12 protein-coding genes, 6 tRNA genes and 3 rRNA genes are annotated in these 19,073 nt (G+C 56.2%); all 21 read left to right on the top strand.

Annotated elements, in window-relative coordinates:
* The first annotated feature begins 5 nt into the window (after positions 1–5).
* The 21 genes from AC3Z8Y_RS22055 (at position 6) to rpoB (ending at position 19,034) form a co-directional block, all read left to right on the top strand.
* On the top strand, positions 6–1,499 hold the full coding sequence (locus tag AC3Z8Y_RS22055; protein WP_490087562.1) for a CoA-acylating methylmalonate-semialdehyde dehydrogenase: 1,494 nt from the start codon (positions 6–8) through the stop codon (positions 1,497–1,499).
* A gap of 538 nt (positions 1,500–2,037) precedes the next feature.
* Positions 2,038–3,574 (top strand): 16S ribosomal RNA (locus AC3Z8Y_RS22050).
* Between the two features lie 166 nt (positions 3,575–3,740).
* A tRNA-Ile gene (locus tag AC3Z8Y_RS22045) sits at positions 3,741–3,817 on the top strand.
* Between the two features lie 7 nt (positions 3,818–3,824).
* Positions 3,825–3,900 (top strand) — tRNA-Ala (locus AC3Z8Y_RS22040).
* 236 nt (positions 3,901–4,136) lie between these two features.
* A 23S ribosomal RNA gene (locus AC3Z8Y_RS22035) occupies positions 4,137–7,024 on the top strand.
* Positions 7,025–7,149: 125 nt separating this feature from the next.
* Positions 7,150–7,265 (top strand): 5S ribosomal RNA (gene rrf, locus AC3Z8Y_RS22030).
* The 16S, 23S and 5S rRNA genes sit together here with 2 tRNA genes alongside, the layout of an rRNA operon.
* Before the next feature lie 177 nt (positions 7,266–7,442).
* Complete coding sequence (gene birA, locus AC3Z8Y_RS22025; protein WP_490087561.1) at positions 7,443–8,402, top strand: bifunctional biotin--[acetyl-CoA-carboxylase] ligase/biotin operon repressor BirA; 960 nt, start codon at positions 7,443–7,445, stop codon at positions 8,400–8,402.
* On the top strand, positions 8,392–9,141 hold the full coding sequence (locus tag AC3Z8Y_RS22020; protein WP_490087560.1) for a pantothenate kinase: 750 nt from the start codon (positions 8,392–8,394) through the stop codon (positions 9,139–9,141). The genes birA and AC3Z8Y_RS22020 overlap by 11 nt, the downstream gene beginning before the upstream one ends.
* 9 nt (positions 9,142–9,150) lie before the next feature.
* Complete coding sequence (locus AC3Z8Y_RS22015) at positions 9,151–9,579, top strand: hypothetical protein (protein WP_490087559.1); 429 nt, start codon at positions 9,151–9,153, stop codon at positions 9,577–9,579.
* A 132-nt stretch (positions 9,580–9,711) separates the two neighbouring features.
* Positions 9,712–9,796 (top strand) — tRNA-Tyr (locus AC3Z8Y_RS22010).
* Positions 9,797–9,819: 23 nt separating this feature from the next.
* A tRNA-Gly gene (locus tag AC3Z8Y_RS22005) sits at positions 9,820–9,893 on the top strand.
* Positions 9,894–9,919: 26 nt separating this feature from the next.
* Positions 9,920–9,995: transfer RNA gene (locus AC3Z8Y_RS22000), tRNA-Thr, on the top strand.
* 82 nt (positions 9,996–10,077) lie between these two features.
* On the top strand, positions 10,078–11,271 hold the full coding sequence (gene tuf, locus AC3Z8Y_RS21995; protein WP_490087555.1) for an elongation factor Tu: 1,194 nt from the start codon (positions 10,078–10,080) through the stop codon (positions 11,269–11,271).
* A 53-nt stretch (positions 11,272–11,324) separates the two neighbouring features.
* Positions 11,325–11,400 (top strand) — tRNA-Trp (locus tag AC3Z8Y_RS21990).
* A gap of 44 nt (positions 11,401–11,444) precedes the next feature.
* Positions 11,445–11,813 carry a preprotein translocase subunit SecE gene (secE, locus tag AC3Z8Y_RS21985; protein WP_181117551.1) on the top strand — a complete coding sequence of 123 codons (369 nt, stop codon included), beginning with the start codon at positions 11,445–11,447 and terminating at the stop codon, positions 11,811–11,813.
* Between the two features lie 9 nt (positions 11,814–11,822).
* Positions 11,823–12,356, top strand: a complete 534-nt coding sequence (gene nusG, locus AC3Z8Y_RS21980) for a transcription termination/antitermination protein NusG (RefSeq protein ID WP_181117550.1) — start codon at positions 11,823–11,825, stop codon at positions 12,354–12,356.
* A gap of 115 nt (positions 12,357–12,471) precedes the next feature.
* Complete coding sequence (gene rplK, locus AC3Z8Y_RS21975; protein ID WP_040261484.1) at positions 12,472–12,903, top strand: 50S ribosomal protein L11; 432 nt, start codon at positions 12,472–12,474, stop codon at positions 12,901–12,903.
* Positions 12,903–13,598 (top strand): 50S ribosomal protein L1, encoded by a 696-nt coding sequence (gene rplA / locus AC3Z8Y_RS21970; protein WP_181117549.1) that lies wholly within the window; start codon positions 12,903–12,905, stop codon positions 13,596–13,598. Before rplK ends, rplA begins: the two co-directional genes overlap by 1 nt.
* Before the next feature lie 200 nt (positions 13,599–13,798).
* A complete protein-coding gene (gene rplJ, locus AC3Z8Y_RS21965) occupies positions 13,799–14,299 on the top strand; it encodes a 50S ribosomal protein L10 (protein WP_490087558.1) in 501 nt (166 codons plus the stop codon).
* A gap of 78 nt (positions 14,300–14,377) precedes the next feature.
* Entirely contained in the window at positions 14,378–14,740 is a 363-nt protein-coding gene (gene rplL, locus AC3Z8Y_RS21960; protein ID WP_181117547.1) for a 50S ribosomal protein L7/L12, read from the top strand.
* A 220-nt stretch (positions 14,741–14,960) separates the two neighbouring features.
* The gene (gene rpoB, locus AC3Z8Y_RS21955) at positions 14,961–19,034 is read left to right on the top strand and encodes a DNA-directed RNA polymerase subunit beta (protein WP_490087557.1); all 4,074 of its coding nucleotides are present in this window, start codon (positions 14,961–14,963) and stop codon (positions 19,032–19,034) included.
* Positions 19,035–19,073 lie beyond the last annotated feature (39 nt).

Below are 19,073 nucleotides of genomic sequence, written 5' to 3'. Positions count from 1 at the left end.
ACGTAATGAGCACCATCCAACACCTGATCAATGGCGACCTGGTAAGCGCGGGTGATCGTACCGCTGACGTATTCAACCCTTCTACGGGCGAAGTCAGCGGGAAGGTACACCTGGCCGATGTGGCTACGGTCCAGCGCGCCATTGATGCTGCCAAGGCAGCATTCCCGGCCTGGCGCCGCACGCCCGCAGCCAAGCGTGCCCAAGTGATGTTCCGTTTCAAGCAATTGCTTGAACAAAATGAAGGCAAGATTGCTCAGTTGATCAGCCAGGAACACGGCAAAACCCTGGAAGATGCCGCTGGTGAGCTCAAGCGCGGCATCGAGAACGTTGAATTCGCATGCGCCGCACCCGAACTGTTGAAAGGCGAGTACAGCCGTAACGTAGGGCCGAACATCGATGGCTGGTCCGACTTCCAGCCGCTTGGTGTAGTAGCAGGGATCACGCCATTCAACTTCCCGGCCATGGTTCCCTTGTGGATGTATCCACTGGCCATCGTGTGCGGCAACTGCTTCATCCTCAAGCCTTCGGAGCGCGACCCCACGTCCACGCTGTATATCGCGCAACTGCTTCAGGAAGCTGGCCTGCCGGCCGGCGTGATGAGCGTAGTGCACGGCGACAAGGTTGCAGTGGATGCATTGATCGAAGCGCCTGAAGTGAAAGCGATCAGTTTCGTAGGCTCCACCCCGATCGCCGAGTACATCTATAAAGAAGGCGCTGCGCGTGGCAAGCGGGTACAGGCACTCGGTGGGGCGAAGAACCACGCCGTGCTGATGCCCGATGCGGACCTGGATAACGCGGTCAGCGCCTTGATGGGCGCGGCATATGGCTCCTGTGGAGAACGCTGCATGGCGATCTCCGTCGCCGTATGTGTGGGCGACCAGGTAGCAGATGCCTTGGTGGCCAGGCTCGCGCCGCAGATTCAAGAGCTGAAGATTGGCGCGGGTACCAGCTGCGGGTTGGACATGGGACCGTTGGTTACCGGGCAGCACCGGGACAAGGTCCGCGGGTATGTAGATGACGGCGTTGCGGCCGGCGCGCAGCTGGTAGTGGACGGGCGTGGGCTGAGCGTCAGCGGAAACGAAAACGGCTTCTTCCTCGGTGGCTGCCTCTTCGATCGCGTAACGCCCGACATGCGTATCTATAAAGAAGAGATCTTCGGGCCGGTGTTGTGCATCGTCCGGGTAAACAGCCTGGAAGAAGCCATGCAACTGATCAATGATCATGAGTATGGCAACGGCACCTGCATCTTCACCCGTGACGGTGAAGCCGCGCGGCTGTTCTGTGATGAGATTGAAGTGGGCATGGTAGGTGTGAACGTGCCGCTCCCGGTGCCGGTGGCCTACCACAGCTTTGGTGGCTGGAAGCGCTCCTTGTTTGGAGACCTGCATGCCTATGGGCCGGATGGCGTGCGCTTCTATACCCGGCGCAAGGCAATCACCCAGCGGTGGCCGCAGCGCGCCAGCCATGAAGCGTCGCAGTTCGCGTTCCCGAGCCTTTAAACCTGCGGAAGAGGGCGTTCACACGAATGTAACAAATAAGTGTTGACGCCCTCTCGAAAGCCCTTATAATGCGCCCCACTTCCAGCGACAACGGAACGGCAAACTTCTGGAGAATCAACGAGTTAGCAGTTCAGGTAAGCGGGAAGTGGCTTCGATCTCCGGATCGGATGCGGTGAGAAAGGGGGTTGACAGCAGGTTGTAACGCTGTAGAATTCGCCTCCCGCTTCGAGAGGTAAGTGAAGCGGTCAAGTGTTTGAAGTTGAACGAGAAATTCTGAAAACTTCCAAAATAAACGCTTGACACGATGTAAGGTTAGCGTAGAATGCGCGCCTCGGTTGAAGCGAACAGCTCAACCAACCGCTCTTTAACAAAATGAATCAAGCAATTCGTGTGGGTGCTTGTGAGTTGGACTGATTGTCACAATGATTATCAGCATCACAAGAACTCAAGCGAAGAAATTCGAATTGAGTGGCTTCCTTCGGGAAGTCTTGCGATTGCTGAGCCAAGTTTAGGGTTTTCTCAAAACCCAAGCAGTATTGAACTGAAGAGTTTGATCATGGCTCAGATTGAACGCTGGCGGCAGGCCTAACACATGCAAGTCGAGCGGATGATGGGAGCTTGCTCCCGGATTCAGCGGCGGACGGGTGAGTAATGCCTAGGAATCTGCCTGGTAGTGGGGGACAACGTTTCGAAAGGAACGCTAATACCGCATACGTCCTACGGGAGAAAGTGGGGGACCTTCGGGCCTCACGCTATCAGATGAGCCTAGGCCGGATTAGCTAGTTGGTGAGGTAAAGGCTCACCAAGGCGACGATCCGTAACTGGTCTGAGAGGATGATCAGTCACACTGGAACTGAGACACGGTCCAGACTCCTACGGGAGGCAGCAGTGGGGAATATTGGACAATGGGCGAAAGCCTGATCCAGCCATGCCGCGTGTGTGAAGAAGGTCTTCGGATTGTAAAGCACTTTAAGTTGGGAGGAAGGGCAGTAAGCGAATACCTTGCTGTTTTGACGTTACCGACAGAATAAGCACCGGCTAACTCTGTGCCAGCAGCCGCGGTAATACAGAGGGTGCAAGCGTTAATCGGAATTACTGGGCGTAAAGCGCGCGTAGGTGGTTTGTTAAGTTGAATGTGAAATCCCCGGGCTCAACCTGGGAACTGCATCCAAAACTGGCAAGCTAGAGTACGGTAGAGGGTGGTGGAATTTCCTGTGTAGCGGTGAAATGCGTAGATATAGGAAGGAACATCAGTGGCGAAGGCGACCACCTGGACTGATACTGACACTGAGGTGCGAAAGCGTGGGGAGCAAACAGGATTAGATACCCTGGTAGTCCACGCCGTAAACGATGTCAACTAGCCGTTGGGAGCCTTGAGCTCTTAGTGGCGCAGCTAACGCATTAAGTTGACCGCCTGGGGAGTACGGCCGCAAGGTTAAAACTCAAATGAATTGACGGGGGCCCGCACAAGCGGTGGAGCATGTGGTTTAATTCGAAGCAACGCGAAGAACCTTACCAGGCCTTGACATCCAATGAACTTTCCAGAGATGGATTGGTGCCTTCGGGAACATTGAGACAGGTGCTGCATGGCTGTCGTCAGCTCGTGTCGTGAGATGTTGGGTTAAGTCCCGTAACGAGCGCAACCCTTGTCCTTAGTTACCAGCACGTTAAGGTGGGCACTCTAAGGAGACTGCCGGTGACAAACCGGAGGAAGGTGGGGATGACGTCAAGTCATCATGGCCCTTACGGCCTGGGCTACACACGTGCTACAATGGTCGGTACAGAGGGTCGCCAAGCCGCGAGGTGGAGCTAATCTCACAAAACCGATCGTAGTCCGGATCGCAGTCTGCAACTCGACTGCGTGAAGTCGGAATCGCTAGTAATCGCGAATCAGAACGTCGCGGTGAATACGTTCCCGGGCCTTGTACACACCGCCCGTCACACCATGGGAGTGGGTTGCACCAGAAGTAGCTAGTCTAACCTTCGGGGGGACGGTTACCACGGTGTGATTCATGACTGGGGTGAAGTCGTAACAAGGTAGCCGTAGGGGAACCTGCGGCTGGATCACCTCCTTAATCGACGACACAGCCGCCCATAAGCACCCACACGAATTGCTTGATTCCTTGTAAAAGACGATTAGGTGAAAGCCTCGTGCCGGTCTGTCGCTCAGTTGGTTGGAGCGCACCCCATGCTTTTGGATAAAGAGCAGGGTGAGGTCGGCGTGCAGCAACCCAGTAATTTGGGTCTGTAGCTCAGTTGGTTAGAGCGCACCCCTGATAAGGGTGAGGTCGGCAGTTCGAATCTGCCCAGACCCACCAGTTGTTTGGGGCCATAGCTCAGCTGGGAGAGCGCCTGCCTTGCACGCAGGAGGTCAGCGGTTCGATCCCGCTTGGCTCCACCACCTTCATCGGTCAAAGCTTAGAAATGAGCATTCCCTCGGTCCGAGGCCTGAATGTTGATTTCTGATCTTTTTCAGAATCGTTCTTTAAAAATTTGGGTATGTGATAGAAAGATAGACTGGACAGCACTTTCACTGGTGTGTGTTCAGGCTAAGGTAAAATTTGTGAGTTGAATCGCGAATTTTCGGCGAATGTTGTCTTCACCACCGTACGATCCCGAGATTGCTTGGGGTTATATGGTCAAGTGAATAAGCGCATACGGTGGATGCCTTGGCAGTCAGAGGCGATGAAAGACGTGGTAGCCTGCGATAAGCTTCGGGGAGTCGGCAAACAGACTTTGATCCGGAGATCTCTGAATGGGGGAACCCACTCAGCACAAGCTGAGTATCTTGTACTGAATCCATAGGTGCAAGAGGCGAACCAGGGGAACTGAAACATCTAAGTACCCTGAGGAAAAGAAATCAACCGAGATTCCCTTAGTAGTGGCGAGCGAACGGGGACCAGCCCTTAAGTTGATTTGAGATTAGCGGAACGCTCTGGAAAGTGCGGCCATAGTGGGTGATAGCCCTGTACGCGAAAATCTCTTGTCAATGAAATCGAGTAGGACGGAGCACGAGAAACTTTGTCTGAACATGGGGGGACCATCCTCCAAGGCTAAATACTACTGACTGACCGATAGTGAACCAGTACCGTGAGGGAAAGGCGAAAAGAACCCCGGAGAGGGGAGTGAAATAGATCCTGAAACCGTATGCGTACAAGCAGTGGGAGCAGACTTGTTCTGTGACTGCGTACCTTTTGTATAATGGGTCAGCGACTTATATTCAGTGGCGAGCTTAACCGAATAGGGGAGGCGTAGCGAAAGCGAGTCTTAATAGGGCGTTTAGTCGCTGGGTATAGACCCGAAACCGGGCGATCTATCCATGGGCAGGTTGAAGGTTAGGTAACACTGACTGGAGGACCGAACCGACTACCGTTGAAAAGTTAGCGGATGACCTGTGGATCGGAGTGAAAGGCTAATCAAGCTCGGAGATAGCTGGTTCTCCTCGAAAGCTATTTAGGTAGCGCCTCATGTATCACTGTAGGGGGTAGAGCACTGTTTCGGCTAGGGGGTCATCCCGACTTACCAAACCGATGCAAACTCCGAATACCTACAAGTGCCGAGCATGGGAGACACACGGCGGGTGCTAACGTCCGTCGTGAAAAGGGAAACAACCCAGACCGTCAGCTAAGGTCCCAAAGTTATGGTTAAGTGGGAAACGATGTGGGAAGGCTTAGACAGCTAGGAGGTTGGCTTAGAAGCAGCCACCCTTTAAAGAAAGCGTAATAGCTCACTAGTCGAGTCGGCCTGCGCGGAAGATGTAACGGGGCTCAAACCATACACCGAAGCTACGGGTGTCACGCAAGTGACGCGGTAGAGGAGCGTTCTGTAAGCCTGTGAAGGTCAGTTGAGAAGCTGGCTGGAGGTATCAGAAGTGCGAATGCTGACATGAGTAACGACAATGCGAGTGAAAAACTCGCACGCCGAAAAACCAAGGTTTCCTGCGCAACGTTAATCGACGCAGGGTTAGTCGGTCCCTAAGGCGAGGCTGAAAAGCGTAGTCGATGGAAAACAGGTTAATATTCCTGTACTTCTGGTTACTGCGATGGAGGGACGGAGAAGGCTAGGCCAGCCTGGCGTTGGTTGTCCAGGTTTAAGGTGGTAGGCTGGGATCTTAGGTAAATCCGGGATCCTTAGGCCGAGAGCTGATGACGAGTGCCTTCGGGCATGAAGTGGTCGATGCCATGCTTCCAGGAAAAGCTTCTAAGCTTCAGGTAACCAGGAACCGTACCCCAAACCGACACAGGTGGTTGGGTAGAGAATACCAAGGCGCTTGAGAGAACTCGGGTGAAGGAACTAGGCAAAATGGCACCGTAACTTCGGGAGAAGGTGCGCCGGCGAAGGTGAAGGGCTTGCCCCGTAAGCTTTTGCCGGTCGAAGATACCAGGCCGCTGCGACTGTTTATTAAAAACACAGCACTCTGCAAACACGAAAGTGGACGTATAGGGTGTGACGCCTGCCCGGTGCCGGAAGGTTAATTGATGGGGTTAGCGCAAGCGAAGCTCTTGATCGAAGCCCCGGTAAACGGCGGCCGTAACTATAACGGTCCTAAGGTAGCGAAATTCCTTGTCGGGTAAGTTCCGACCTGCACGAATGGCGTAACGATGGCGGCGCTGTCTCCACCCGAGACTCAGTGAAATTGAAATCGCTGTGAAGATGCAGTGTATCCGCGGCTAGACGGAAAGACCCCGTGAACCTTTACTATAGCTTTGCACTGGACTTTGAGCTTGCTTGTGTAGGATAGGTGGGAGGCTATGAAGCGTGGACGCCAGTCTGCGTGGAGCCATCCTTGAAATACCACCCTGGCAACCTTGAGGTTCTAACTCAGGTCCGTTATCCGGATCGAGGACAGTGTATGGTGGGTAGTTTGACTGGGGCGGTCTCCTCCCAAAGAGTAACGGAGGAGTACGAAGGTGCGCTCAGACCGGTCGGAAATCGGTCGTAGAGTATAAAGGCAAAAGCGCGCTTGACTGCGAGACAGACACGTCGAGCAGGTACGAAAGTAGGTCTTAGTGATCCGGTGGTTCTGTATGGAAGGGCCATCGCTCAACGGATAAAAGGTACTCCGGGGATAACAGGCTGATACCGCCCAAGAGTTCATATCGACGGCGGTGTTTGGCACCTCGATGTCGGCTCATCACATCCTGGGGCTGAAGCCGGTCCCAAGGGTATGGCTGTTCGCCATTTAAAGTGGTACGCGAGCTGGGTTTAGAACGTCGTGAGACAGTTCGGTCCCTATCTGCCGTGGACGTTTGAGATTTGAGAGGGGCTGCTCCTAGTACGAGAGGACCGGAGTGGACGAACCTCTGGTGTTCCGGTTGTCACGCCAGTGGCATTGCCGGGTAGCTATGTTCGGAAGAGATAACCGCTGAAAGCATCTAAGCGGGAAACTTGCCTCAAGATGAGATCTCACTGGAGCCTTGAGCTCCCTGAAGGGCCGTCGAAGACTACGACGTTGATAGGTGGGGTGTGTAAGCGCTGTGAGGCGTTGAGCTAACCCATACTAATTGCCCGTGAGGCTTGACCATATAACACCCAAGCAATCTGTGTAAGCACAGAGCGCGGCGGTGAAGACACACCGAAAATTGGCGACATCACAAACATCACATACCCAGATTCGCGACCGCGTGCAAACGGGGCCGCTACCGAATTTCTTGACGACCATAGAGCATTGGAACCACCTGATCCCATCCCGAACTCAGCAGTGAAACGATGCATCGCCGATGGTAGTGTGGGGTTTCCCCATGTGAGAGTAGGTCATCGTCAAGATTCAAACCCAGAACCCCTGATCGCCCTGCGATCGGGGGTTTTGTCTTTTCCCGGCTAACGTTCCTGCTATATGACGACGATCACCGGGCTAGCTGATTAATGCCGTAGGCTAGCGCTTCTATGCAACCCCCTTGGGCGTCGTTATCATGCGGGCCTCATGAAGGGGTGAGCGCCTCGATGTCCAAGTTGTTAAATCTATTGCAAGACGGACGCTTCCATTCCGGACAAGATCTCGGGCACGCGCTTGGCGTGAGCCGGAGCGCGGTGTGGAAACAGCTCCAACTGCTCGAAGCAGACCTGGGCGTCACGGTGCATAAAGTGCGCGGCCGCGGTTATCGTTTGGCTACGCCTTTGTCATTGCTTGATCCCGAGCGTCTCTCGGTTGCGGTCGCGAAGCTTGGCTGGGCGGTTGAAGTCCATCAGGTCATTGACTCCACCAATGCGCAGGCTCTGCGCACCGTTGCAACCCCTCTTTCGAAACCTTTGCTGACATTGGCAGAACGTCAAGATGCCGGCCGAGGCCGCAGAGGCCGCACATGGGTAAGCCCCTACGCAGCTAATTTGTATTACAGCCTGGCGGTGCCGCTGCAGGGCGGTATCAAGCGCCTGGATGGACTGAGCCTGGTAGCAGGAATGGCAGTTGTAGAGTGTCTCGGGGCACAGGGGCTAAGCGATGCAATGCTCAAATGGCCAAACGACGTACTTGTACAGGGCCGCAAGATCGCCGGTATTCTGCTTGAGCTCGTTGGAGATCCCGCCGACCAGTGCCACGTGGTGCTTGGTATTGGAATCAACGTGAACATGAAGGAGTGTGATGCGATCGATCAACAGTGGACGTCGATCTACCTTCAGACCCATACCTCTGTCGACCGTAACGCGCTGGCCATCGCATTGAGCGAGTCGCTGGCGAATTTCATTCATGCCTTGGAAACGAACGGGTTTGCGACGCTCCGGGCACAATGGGAAGCACAGCACGCCTGGCAAGGTAAAAGCGTCTATTTGATTTCCGGTACGCAGACCGTTGCGGGTAGGGTACTGGGCATCAATGATCAAGGATCGCTGCGCCTGGAGGTCGACGGTCGACCAGAGGTTTTCAGCGGTGGAGAGCTCAGCTTGAGGTTGCGTGATGATTCTTGAGCTGGATTGTGGAAACACCTTAATCAAGTGGCGTGTAATCAGTGCCTCAGGGGAGCATGTCCAAGGTGGTGGGGTTGTAGGCTCCGATGAGGAGCTGCTGGTCCATCTGGATACCCATCCCGCCTTGTATCCCACCCACTGTCGCTTGGTGAGTGTGCGCACGGAAGACGAAACCACCCGGCTCACTGATGCCCTGCGAGCGAGGTTCGGCTTCCATAGCAAGATCGCTGAGCCAGCACGGGTGCAGGCCGGAGTAACCAACGGCTATGACGATTACACGCGGTTGGGGCTTGACCGTTGGGTTGCTGTGTTGGGGGCCTATGCGATTGCAGCGAAGGCGTGCGTCGTAATAGATCTGGGTACCGCGGTCACTTCAGACTTTATTTGCGCCCAAGGTAACCACATGGGCGGTTTTATTTGTCCTGGTTTGCAACTGATGCGTAATCAGCTTCGGACACATACCCGTCGCATCCGTTATGACGATGATTCCGCCGAGAAAGCCAAGGGTACGCTGCTGCCCGGCCGTTCCACAGTCGAAGCCGTAGAGCGTGGTTGCATTCTGATGCTCCAGGGGTTCGTCAGCACCCAGCTGGAGCATGCGAAAGCTTACTGGGGCGACGACTACGCGCTCTTCCTTACCGGCGGCGACGCAGCCTTGATCGGGCCGGCCTTCCCCCAGGCTCGGATCGTGCCTGATCTAGTGTTTCAAGGGTTGGCAATTGCCTGCCCATTAAGCTGAGGTGCACAAATGCGATGGCTATTTCTTTTGCTGCTTGTGCTTAACGGCTTTTACCTGGTCTGGAACCTCCAGGACGCTCCGATTCGCGCGAAGGATATCGGGGCCGTTCAAAGTGGTCTGCGGGGGAGTAGCGGCATCCAGCTATTAAGCGAGGCCAGCGAAGCTCGGGCGCAACAGTCAGGCCCAGGTTCAACCTGCCTGTTCGTAGGTGGGTACCGTGATCAGCGCGATGTGGCGACACTCGGCAAGCGGTTGCATGACGCTGGCATGAGCTATCAGTCATATTTCCTGGATGGAGAAACTGGCCGGGAACACTGGCTCCGGCTGCCGACCGCCCAGGGCACCGCCGACGACACGAGGGTTGCCGAAGTGCTACGGAATATCAGCGGGTTATCGCAGAAAATTATTCCTTGCGAAGGCATTGCAACGCCTGAATAGTTTGAATAGAATGGCGCCCGCTCAGCAAGGTTGGTGACTTACCGAGCACTGTCAAATTAGCTAACCTCAAGATTTTAATGAGAAAAAGCTTGACAGAAGGGATGGCAGAGTTGAAAATGCCGCCCACGTTCAGGAGGGGTTCCCGAGCGGCCAAAGGGATCAGACTGTAAATCTGACGTCTACGACTTCGAAGGTTCGAATCCTTCCCCCTCCACCAGTTTAGCGAGAGCTGCACGCTCCGCGGGTATAGTTTAGTGGTAGAACCTCAGCCTTCCAAGCTGATGATGCGGGTTCGATTCCCGCTACCCGCTCCAGATCTGCAGTTGTTGCATAGTGTTACGCTCTTGTAGCTCAGTTGGTAGAGCACACCCTTGGTAAGGGTGAGGTCAGCGGTTCAAATCCGCTCAAGAGCTCCATCTTTAGAGGCAGATATGAAAATATCTGCCTTTGTTTTATAGATCGTGTGTCTTGCGTAATTCTTCTGCGGGGGATGGTTAGATGGCAAAGGAAAAGTTCGAACGGAACAAGCCGCACGTCAACGTCGGCACCATTGGTCACGTTGACCACGGTAAAACCACTCTGACCGCTGCTCTGACCCGCGTCTGCTCCGAAGTATTCGGTTCGGCCAAGGTTGACTTCGACAAGATCGACAGCGCCCCGGAAGAGAAAGCTCGCGGTATCACCATCAACACCGCACACGTCGAGTACGACTCGGCTGTTCGTCACTACGCTCACGTTGACTGCCCAGGTCACGCAGACTACGTGAAGAACATGATCACCGGTGCTGCCCAGATGGACGGCGCGATCCTGGTGTGCTCGGCCGCTGACGGCCCGATGCCTCAGACTCGCGAACACATCCTGCTGTCCCGTCAGGTTGGCGTTCCTTACATCGTTGTCTTCCTGAACAAGGCTGACATGGTGGACGACGCCGAGCTGCTGGAACTGGTTGAAATGGAAGTGCGTGACCTGCTCAGCACCTACGATTTCCCAGGCGACGACACCCCGATCATCATCGGTTCGGCGTTGATGGCCCTGAACGGCCAGGACGACAACGAGATGGGCACCACTGCCGTGAAGAAGCTGGTCGAAACCCTCGACAGCTACATCCCGCAGCCAGAGCGTGCTATCGACAAGCCGTTCCTGATGCCAATCGAAGACGTGTTCTCGATCTCCGGTCGCGGTACCGTGGTAACCGGTCGTGTTGAGCGTGGCGTAGTCAAGATCCAGGAAGAAGTCGAGATCGTTGGCCTGCGTCCAACCGTCAAGACCACTTGCACCGGCGTTGAAATGTTCCGCAAGCTGCTCGACGAAGGTCGTGCTGGCGAGAACTGCGGCGTGCTGCTGCGCGGCACCAAGCGTGACGACGTTGAGCGTGGCCAGGTACTGGTCAAGCCAGGCACCGTCAAGCCGCACACCAAGTTCACTGCAGAAGTGTACGTGCTGTCCAAGGAAGAAGGTGGTCGTCATACCCCATTCTTCAAAGGCTACCGTCCACAGTTCTACTTCCGGACCACCGACGTGACCGGTAACTGCGAACTGCCGGAAGGCGTTGAAATGGTAATGCCAGGTGATAACATTCAGATGACTGTTACCCTGATCAAGACCATCGCGATGGAAGACGGCCTGCGTTTCGCAATCCGTGAAGGCGGTCGTACCGTTGGCGCTGGCGTTGTAGCCAAAGTCATCGAGTAAAAGCTTGTAATCTCTCCATCAGGCCGGCATAATGGCCGGCCTGATTCAGTTTTAGGTCAGTAGCTCAATTGGCAGAGCGACGGTCTCCAAAACCGTAGGTTGGGGGTTCGATTCCCTCCTGACCTGCCAGATTCACCTCGGTGGCTGGCTTTCTTTTCACAGGATTTCCCCAAATGATGCCGAAGGCCGAAGCCTCTGACACCCGTTTCGATCTGCTCAAGTGGTTGGTCGTAGTTGCTTTGGTGGTCGTGGGGGTTGTCGGTAATCAGTATTACTCGGCATCTCCCGTCCTGTATCGCGTGCTCGCACTGGTAGTGCTGGCCGCTGTCGCTGCGTACGTCGCACTTCAAACCGCCAAGGGCAAGTCTTTCTTCGTCCTGGCCAAGGAAGCTCGCACCGAAATTCGCAAAGTCGTTTGGCCTACCCGCCAAGAGACTGCGCAGACAACCATGATTGTCGTGGCTGTCGTTCTGGTTATGGCCTTGCTGCTGTGGGGGCTTGATTCCCTCCTGGGCTGGCTTGTTTCCCTGATTGTAGGCTAAGGGTGTCCCGTGGCTAAGCGTTGGTACGTTGTGCATGCTTACTCGGGTTACGAGAAGCATGTCATGCGCTCGCTGATCGAGCGTGTGAAGCTGGCAGGCATGGAAGAAGAGTTTGGCGAGATTCTCGTCCCTACCGAAGAAGTGGTAGAGATGCGGAACGGCCAAAAGCGGAAAAGTGAACGCAAGTTCTTCCCTGGTTATGTGCTGGTGCAAATGGAAATGGGCGAAGGGACTTGGCACCTTGTCAAGGATACCCCTCGTGTAATGGGTTTCATTGGCGGTACTGCCGACAAGCCTGCGCCGATTACCGACAAGGAAGCGGAAGCTATCCTGCGTCGAGTTGCGGACGGTAGCGACAAGCCGAAGCCGAAGACGCTCTTCGAGCCGGGCGAAGTTGTTCGTGTTACCGATGGGCCATTCGCAGACTTCAATGGCACTGTCGAAGAAGTTAACTACGAGAAGAGCCGACTGCAGGTTGCGGTGCTCATTTTCGGTCGCTCCACCCCGGTGGAGCTCGAGTTCAGCCAGGTCGAAAAGGTCTGACTGGAGACGGATCCCATACCCCGCAGGCGTAAGCTGCGGGGTTTTGTCGTCACCGGGATAAAACGCAAGCAGATGGGGAGCCGAAAGGCGTCTGAACCCAAATTTGGAGTAGCTCATGGCTAAGAAAATCACGGCTTATATCAAGCTGCAAGTAAAGGCCGCTCAGGCCAACCCAAGCCCGCCCGTAGGTCCAGCACTGGGCCAGCACGGCGTGAACATCATGGAATTCTGCAAGGCCTTCAACGCCCGTACCCAAGGTATGGAGCCTGGCTTGCCGACTCCTGTGATCATCACTGTTTACAGTGACCGCAGCTTCACGTTCGAAACCAAGAGCACCCCTGCTTCGGTTCTGCTGAAGAAGGCCGCAGGCCTGACCAGCGGTTCCGCTCGCCCGAACACCGTCAAGGTCGGTACTGTCACTCGTGCTCAGCTCGAAGACATCGCCAAGGCCAAGAACGCTGATTTGACCGCTGCCAGCCTCGAGGCAGCCGTGCGTACCATCGCCGGCTCCGCTCGCAGCATGGGCCTGAACGTGGAGGGTGTGTAATGGCTAAGCAAACCAAGCGTCAAAAGGCAATCGCTTCCAAGATCGAAGCAGGCAAGGCCTACAGCTTCGAAGAAGCAGCTAACCTGCTGGCCGAGCTGTCCACCGTGAAGTTCAGCGAGTCGTTCGACGTCGCCGTAAACCTCGGTGTTGACCCGCGTAAATCGGACCAGGTCGTACGTAGCGCTACCGTCCTGCCGCACGGCACCGGTAAAACCGTCCGCGTCGCTGTGTTCACTCAGGGCCCGGCTGCTGAAGCCGCTCTGGCTGCTGGCGCCGACCGCGTTGGTATGGACGACCTCGCTGCCGAAATGAAAGGCGGCGACCTGAACTACGACGTCGTGATCGCATCCCCCGATGCCATGCGCGTTGTTGGTCAGTTGGGTCAGGTACTGGGTCCTCGTGGCCTTATGCCTAACCCGAAGGTCGGCACCGTTACTCCAGACGTAGCCACTGCCGTGAAAAACGCCAAGGCTGGTCAGGTTCGCTATCGCACCGACAAGAACGGCATCATCCATACCTCCGTTGGCAAGGTCGGTTTCGAAGCCGTCAAGCTGAAGGAAAACGTTGAAGCCCTGATCGCTGACCTCAAGCGTATCAAGCCTGCTTCCTCGAAAGGTATCTACGTCAAGCGCGTTACCCTGAGCACCACCATGGGCCCAGGTCTGGTCATCGATCAGAGCTCGCTGAGCGCTTAAGACACCGGAGCGGCGTGGGTATATCCGCGTCGCTGCTGCAAGATTGGGGTCCCTGCCTGGCGGGGGCTATCCAAGACCGTAGGCGGCGAAAGCCTTAAACCACCAGCCTACGCAGATGGTGCTCCCGATTCGCTCGCGAATCAGACACCAAAACGACATTCGGTTTCGATCGAATGAAACGGTAAAACCAGGAGAAACCCGTGGCAATTAAACTCGAAGACAAGAAGGCCATCGTCGCTGAAGTCAACGAGGCTGCCAAAGTCGCTCTGTCCGCTGTCGTGGCTGATGCCCGTGGTGTGACTGTAGGCGCAATGACCGGACTCCGTAAAGAGGCCCGCGAAGCTGGCGTTTACGTACGTGTCGTACGTAACACCCTGCTGCGCCGCGCAGTTGAAGGCACTGAATACAGTGTTCTCAACGACGCGTTCAAAGGCCCGACCCTGATTGCGTTCTCCAACGAACACCCGGGCGCTGCTGCTCGTCTGTTCAAAGAGTTCTCCAAGGGTCAGGACAAGTTCGAGATCAAGGCAGCTGCGTTCGAGGGCAAGTTCCTCGCAGCAAACGAGATCGACGTGTTGGCTTCGCTGCCGACCCGCGACGAAGCCATTGCAAGGCTGATGAGCGTGATCCAAGGCGCTACCAGCAAGCTGGCTCGTACTCTGGCGGCCATTCGCGACCAGAAAGAAGCTACCGCAGCCTAAGGCCGCAGAAGCGCTTTCGAAATCATATGTTTAATTTGATGGCTGCGTAGGCTGTCACCCCAATACAGGATCATAGTCATGTCTCTGACTAACGAACAAATCATCGAAGCAATCGGCCAGAAAACCGTTCTGGAAGTTGTTGAGCTGATCAAGGCAATGGAAGAAACCTTCGGCGTTACCGCTGCTGTTGCCGCTGCTGGCCCAGCTGCTGCTGCCGCTGTTGTTGAAGAGCAAACCGAATTCACCGTTAAACTGGTTGAAGCCGGCGAGAAGAAAGTAAACGTCATCAAGGCTGTACGTGAAGCCACCGGTCTGGGCCTGAAAGAAGCCAAGGCTGTTGTTGACGACCTGGGCGTTGTGAAAGAGAACGCTTCGAAAGAAGAAGCTGAAGCTCTGAAGAAATCCCTGGAAGAAGCAGGCGCCAAAGTCGAAGTCAAGTAACTCCGACCTTGCGTCTCCAGCCGGAGCGTCAAGCAGAAGGCTGATGGCTGGTGGCTTATGCCACCGGCCTTTTTCCGTTACTGGCAGCCGATCAGGTTGGCGCCCGTAACGAGCGATAACCGCCCCGAGGGGGTGGCGCAAACCATGGGGTTTGCAAGATTTTCTGGCTACTCCCGCCGGGAGAGGCCAAACAAGCAGGTGACCAAGCTGGGGAACGCTGATGGCTTACTCATACACTGAGAAAAAACGAATCCGCAAGGACTTTAGCAAGTTGCCGGACGTGATGGATGTGCCGTACCTCCTGGCCATCCAGCTGGATTCTTATCGTGAATTCCTGCAGGCGGGAGTGTCCAAGGACCAGTTCCGCGACGTCGGCCTGCATGCGGCCTTCAAATCGGTATTCCCGATCATCAGCTACTCCGGCAACGCTGCCCTGGAGTACGTTGGTTATCGCCTGGGCGAGCCCGCCTTCGACGTGAAGGAATGTGTGCTTCGTGGCGTTACCTTCGCGGTTCCGCTGCGGGTCAAGGTGCGCCTGATCATTTTCGACAAGGAATCGTCGAACAAAGCGATCAAAGACATCAAGGAACAAGAAGTCTACATGGGTGAAATTCCCCTGATGACTGAAAACGGTACCTTCGTTATCAACGGTACCGAGCGTGTAATCGTTTCCCAGCTGCACCGTTCGCCGGGTGTCTTCTTCGACCACGACCGTGGCAAGACGCACAGCTCTGGCAAACTGCTGTACTCCGCTCGCATCATTCCTTACCGTGGCTCCTGGCTCGACTTCGAATTCGACCCGAAGGACTGCGTGTTCGTGCGTATCGACCGCCGTCGCAAGCTGCCGGCCTCGGTACTGCTGCGCGCGCTCGGTTATACCACCGAGGAAGTGCTCGACGCGTTCTACACCACGAACATCTTCCATGTGAAAGGCGAGAAGCTGAACCTCGAGCTCGTACCGCAGCGCCTGCGCGGTGAAATCGCTTCCATGGACATCACCGACAATGACGGCAAGGTCATCGTCGAGCAGGGCCGCCGGATCACCGCGCGCCACATCAACCAGCTGGAAAAAGCCGGTATCAAGGAACTCGAAGTTCCTCTGGACTACATGATTGGCCGCACCACTGCCAAGGCCATCGTGCATCCTGCCACCGGTGAAATCCTCGCTGAATGCAACACCGAGCTCACCACCGAAGCCCTGGTCAAGATTGCCAAGGCTCAAGTGGTTCGCATCGAAACGCTATACACCAACGACATCGACTGCGGTCCGTTCATCTCCGATACCCTGAAAATCGACTCCACCAGCAATCAGCTGGAAGCGCTGGTCGAAATCTACCGGATGATGCGCCCAGGCGAGCCGCCGACCAAAGACGCCGCCGAAACGCTGTTCAACAACCTGTTCTTCAGTGCCGAGCGCTACGACCTCTCCGCCGTAGGCCGGATGAAGTTCAACCGTCGTATCGGTCGCACCGAGATCGAAGGTTCGGGCGTGCTGAGCAAGGACGACATCGTTGCCGTGCTCAAAACCCTGGTGGATATTCGTAACGGCAAAGGCATTGTCGACGACATCGACCACTTGGGTAACCGTCGCGTGCGTTGCGTTGGCGAAATGGCCGAGAACCAGTTCCGCGTGGGCCTGGTGCGGGTAGAGCGTGCCGTCAAGGAACGTCTGTCCATGGCTGAAAGTGAAGGCCTGATGCCTCAGGACCTGATCAACGCCAAGCCAGTAGCTGCAGCGGTCAAGGAATTCTTCGGCTCCAGCCAGCTGTCGCAGTTCATGGACCAGAACAACCCGCTCTCGGAGATCACCCACAAGCGCCGTGTTTCCGCGCTTGGCCCGGGCGGTCTGACCCGTGAGCGCGCAGGCTTCGAAGTCCGTGACGTACACCCGACCCACTACGGCCGTGTGTGCCCGATCGAGACGCCTGAAGGTCCGAACATTGGTCTGATCAACTCCTTGGCTGCATACGCTCGCACCAACCAGTACGGCTTCCTCGAAAGCCCGTACCGTGTGGTGAACGACGGCGTTGTAACCGACGAGATCGTTTTCCTGTCCGCGATTGAAGAGGCCGATCATGTGATCGCCCAGGCTTCCGCGGCCATGAACGAAAAGAAACAGCTGATCGACGAACTGGTAGCGGTCCGCCACCTGAACGAATTCACCGTCAAGGCGCCGGAAGACGTCACCCTGATGGACGTTTCGCCGAAGCAGGTTGTTTCCGTTGCGGCATCGCTCATTCCGTTCCTCGAGCACGACGACGCCAACCGCGCGCTCATGGGTTCGAACATGCAGCGTCAGGCTGTACCGACCCTGCGTTCCGACAAGCCCCTGGTGGGCACGGGGATGGAGCGTAACGTTGCTCGCGACTCCGGCGTTTGCGTCGTGGCCCGTCGTGGCGGCGTGATCGATTCGGTCGACGCCAGCCGTATCGTGGTGCGCGTGGCAGATGATGAAGTCGAGACTGGCGAAGCCGGTGTGGACATCTACAACCTGACCAAGTACACCCGCTCCAACCAGAACACCTGCATCAACCAGCGCCCGCTGGTGAACCGCGGTGATCGGGTAGAGCGCGGCGACATCATGGCCGACGGCCCGTCCACCGACATGGGTGAACTGGCGCTGGGCCAGAACATGCGTATCGCCTTCATGGCATGGAACGGCTTCAACTTCGAAGACTCCATCTGCCTGTCCGAGCGCGTGGTTCAGGAAGACCGTTTCACCACGATCCACATTCAGGAACTCACCTGTGTGGCCCGTGACACCAAGCTTGGCCCAGAGGAAATCACCGCTGACATCCCGAACGTGGGTGAGGCAGCGCTGAACAAGCTGGACGAAGCCGGTATCGTTTATGTGGGTGCCGAAGTTGGCGCCGGCGACATTCTGGTAGGCAAGGTCACGCCAAAAGGCGAAACCCAGCTCACCCCAGAAGAAAAACTGCTGCGTGCGATCTTCGGTGAGAAGGCCAGCGACGTCAAAGACACCTCCCTGCGCGTGCCGACCGGTACCAAGGGCACTGTCATCGACGTACAGGTGTTCACTCGTGACGGCGTTGAGCGCGATTCGCGCGCCCTGTCCATCGAGAAGAGCCAGCTCGACCAGATCCGCAAGGACCTCAACGAAGAGTTCCGCATCGTCGAAGGCGCGACCTTCGAACGTCTGCGCAACGCTTTGGTAGGGCAGGTAGTCGACGGTGGTGCTGGCCTGAAGAAAGGCACCGAGCTGACCGACGACGTCCTGAACGGCCTGGAGCACGGTCAGTGGTTCAAGCTGCGCATGAACGAGGATGCACTCAACGAACAGCTGGAGAAAGCCCAGCAGTACATCGTTGATCGTCGCCGCCTGCTGGACGACAAGTTCGAAGACAAGAAACGCAAGCTGCAACAGGGCGATGACCTGGCGCCGGGCGTGCTGAAGATCGTGAAGGTTTACCTGGCAATCCGCCGCCGCATTCAGCCGGGCGACAAGATGGCCGGCCGTCACGGTAACAAGGGTGTGGTCTCGGTGATCATGCCGGTTGAAGACATGCCGCACGATGCCAATGGCACCCCGGTGGACGTGGTCCTCAACCCGTTGGGCGTACCGTCGCGTATGAACGTCGGTCAGATCCTCGAAACCCACCTGGGCCTTGCAGCCAAGGGGCTGGGTGAGAAGATCAACCGCATGCTCGAAGAACAGCGTCAGGTTGCCGATCTGCGTGGCTTCCTGAACGAGATCTACAACGAGATCGGCGGGCGTCACGAAAGCATCGACGAGCTTTCCGACCAGGAAGTGCTGGCCCTGGCGAAAAACCTCAAGGCAGGCGTGCCGATGGCAACGCCGGTCTTCGACGGTGCCAAGGAAAGCGAGATCAAGTCGATGCTCAAGCTCGCTGACATGCCTGAAAGCGGTCAGATGCAGCTTTTCGACGGGCGCACCGGCAACAAGTTCGAGCGTCCTGTTACTGTCGGCTACATGTACATGCTGAAGCTGAACCACCTGGTGGACGACAAGATGCACGCTCGTTCCACCGGTTCCTACAGCCTCGTCACCCAGCAGCCGCTGGGTGGTAAGGCTCAGTTCGGTGGCCAGCGTTTCGGGGAGATGGAGGTGTGGGCGCTGGAAGCATACGGCGCGGCATACACTCTGCAGGAAATGCTCACCGTGAAGTCGGACGACGTGAACGGCCGTACCAAGATGTACAAGAACATCGTGGATGGCGATCACCGTATGGAGCCGGGCATGCCCGAGTCCTTCAACGTGTTGATCAAAGAGATCCGTTCGCTCGGTATCGACATCGATCTGGAAACCGAATAACACGCGACGTGAATGGGAGTGGGGGCTAACCCCCGCTTC

Source organism: Pseudomonas sp. 3MAES_34.3B (assembly GCF_058145875.1).
Note: the sequence above shows the minus strand (reverse complement) of the source record. Positions and strands in the feature narration are given on the sequence as shown.

What these genes read in the sequence shown, in the direction of transcription:
- AC3Z8Y_RS22055 (WP_490087562.1), top strand. Translation starts at nt 6, where the DNA reads ATGAGCACCATCCAACACCTGATCAATGGCGACCTGGTAAGCGCGGGT.
- birA (WP_490087561.1), top strand. Translation starts at nt 7,443, where the DNA reads ATGTCCAAGTTGTTAAATCTATTGCAAGACGGACGCTTCCATTCCGGA.
- AC3Z8Y_RS22020 (WP_490087560.1), top strand. Translation starts at nt 8,392, where the DNA reads ATGATTCTTGAGCTGGATTGTGGAAACACCTTAATCAAGTGGCGTGTA.
- AC3Z8Y_RS22015 (WP_490087559.1), top strand. Translation starts at nt 9,151, where the DNA reads ATGCGATGGCTATTTCTTTTGCTGCTTGTGCTTAACGGCTTTTACCTG.
- tuf (WP_490087555.1), top strand. Translation starts at nt 10,078, where the DNA reads ATGGCAAAGGAAAAGTTCGAACGGAACAAGCCGCACGTCAACGTCGGC.
- secE (WP_181117551.1), top strand. Translation starts at nt 11,445, where the DNA reads ATGATGCCGAAGGCCGAAGCCTCTGACACCCGTTTCGATCTGCTCAAG.
- rplK (WP_040261484.1), top strand. Translation starts at nt 12,472, where the DNA reads ATGGCTAAGAAAATCACGGCTTATATCAAGCTGCAAGTAAAGGCCGCT.
- rplA (WP_181117549.1), top strand. Translation starts at nt 12,903, where the DNA reads ATGGCTAAGCAAACCAAGCGTCAAAAGGCAATCGCTTCCAAGATCGAA.
- rplL (WP_181117547.1), top strand. Translation starts at nt 14,378, where the DNA reads ATGTCTCTGACTAACGAACAAATCATCGAAGCAATCGGCCAGAAAACC.
- rpoB (WP_490087557.1), top strand. Translation starts at nt 14,961, where the DNA reads ATGGCTTACTCATACACTGAGAAAAAACGAATCCGCAAGGACTTTAGC.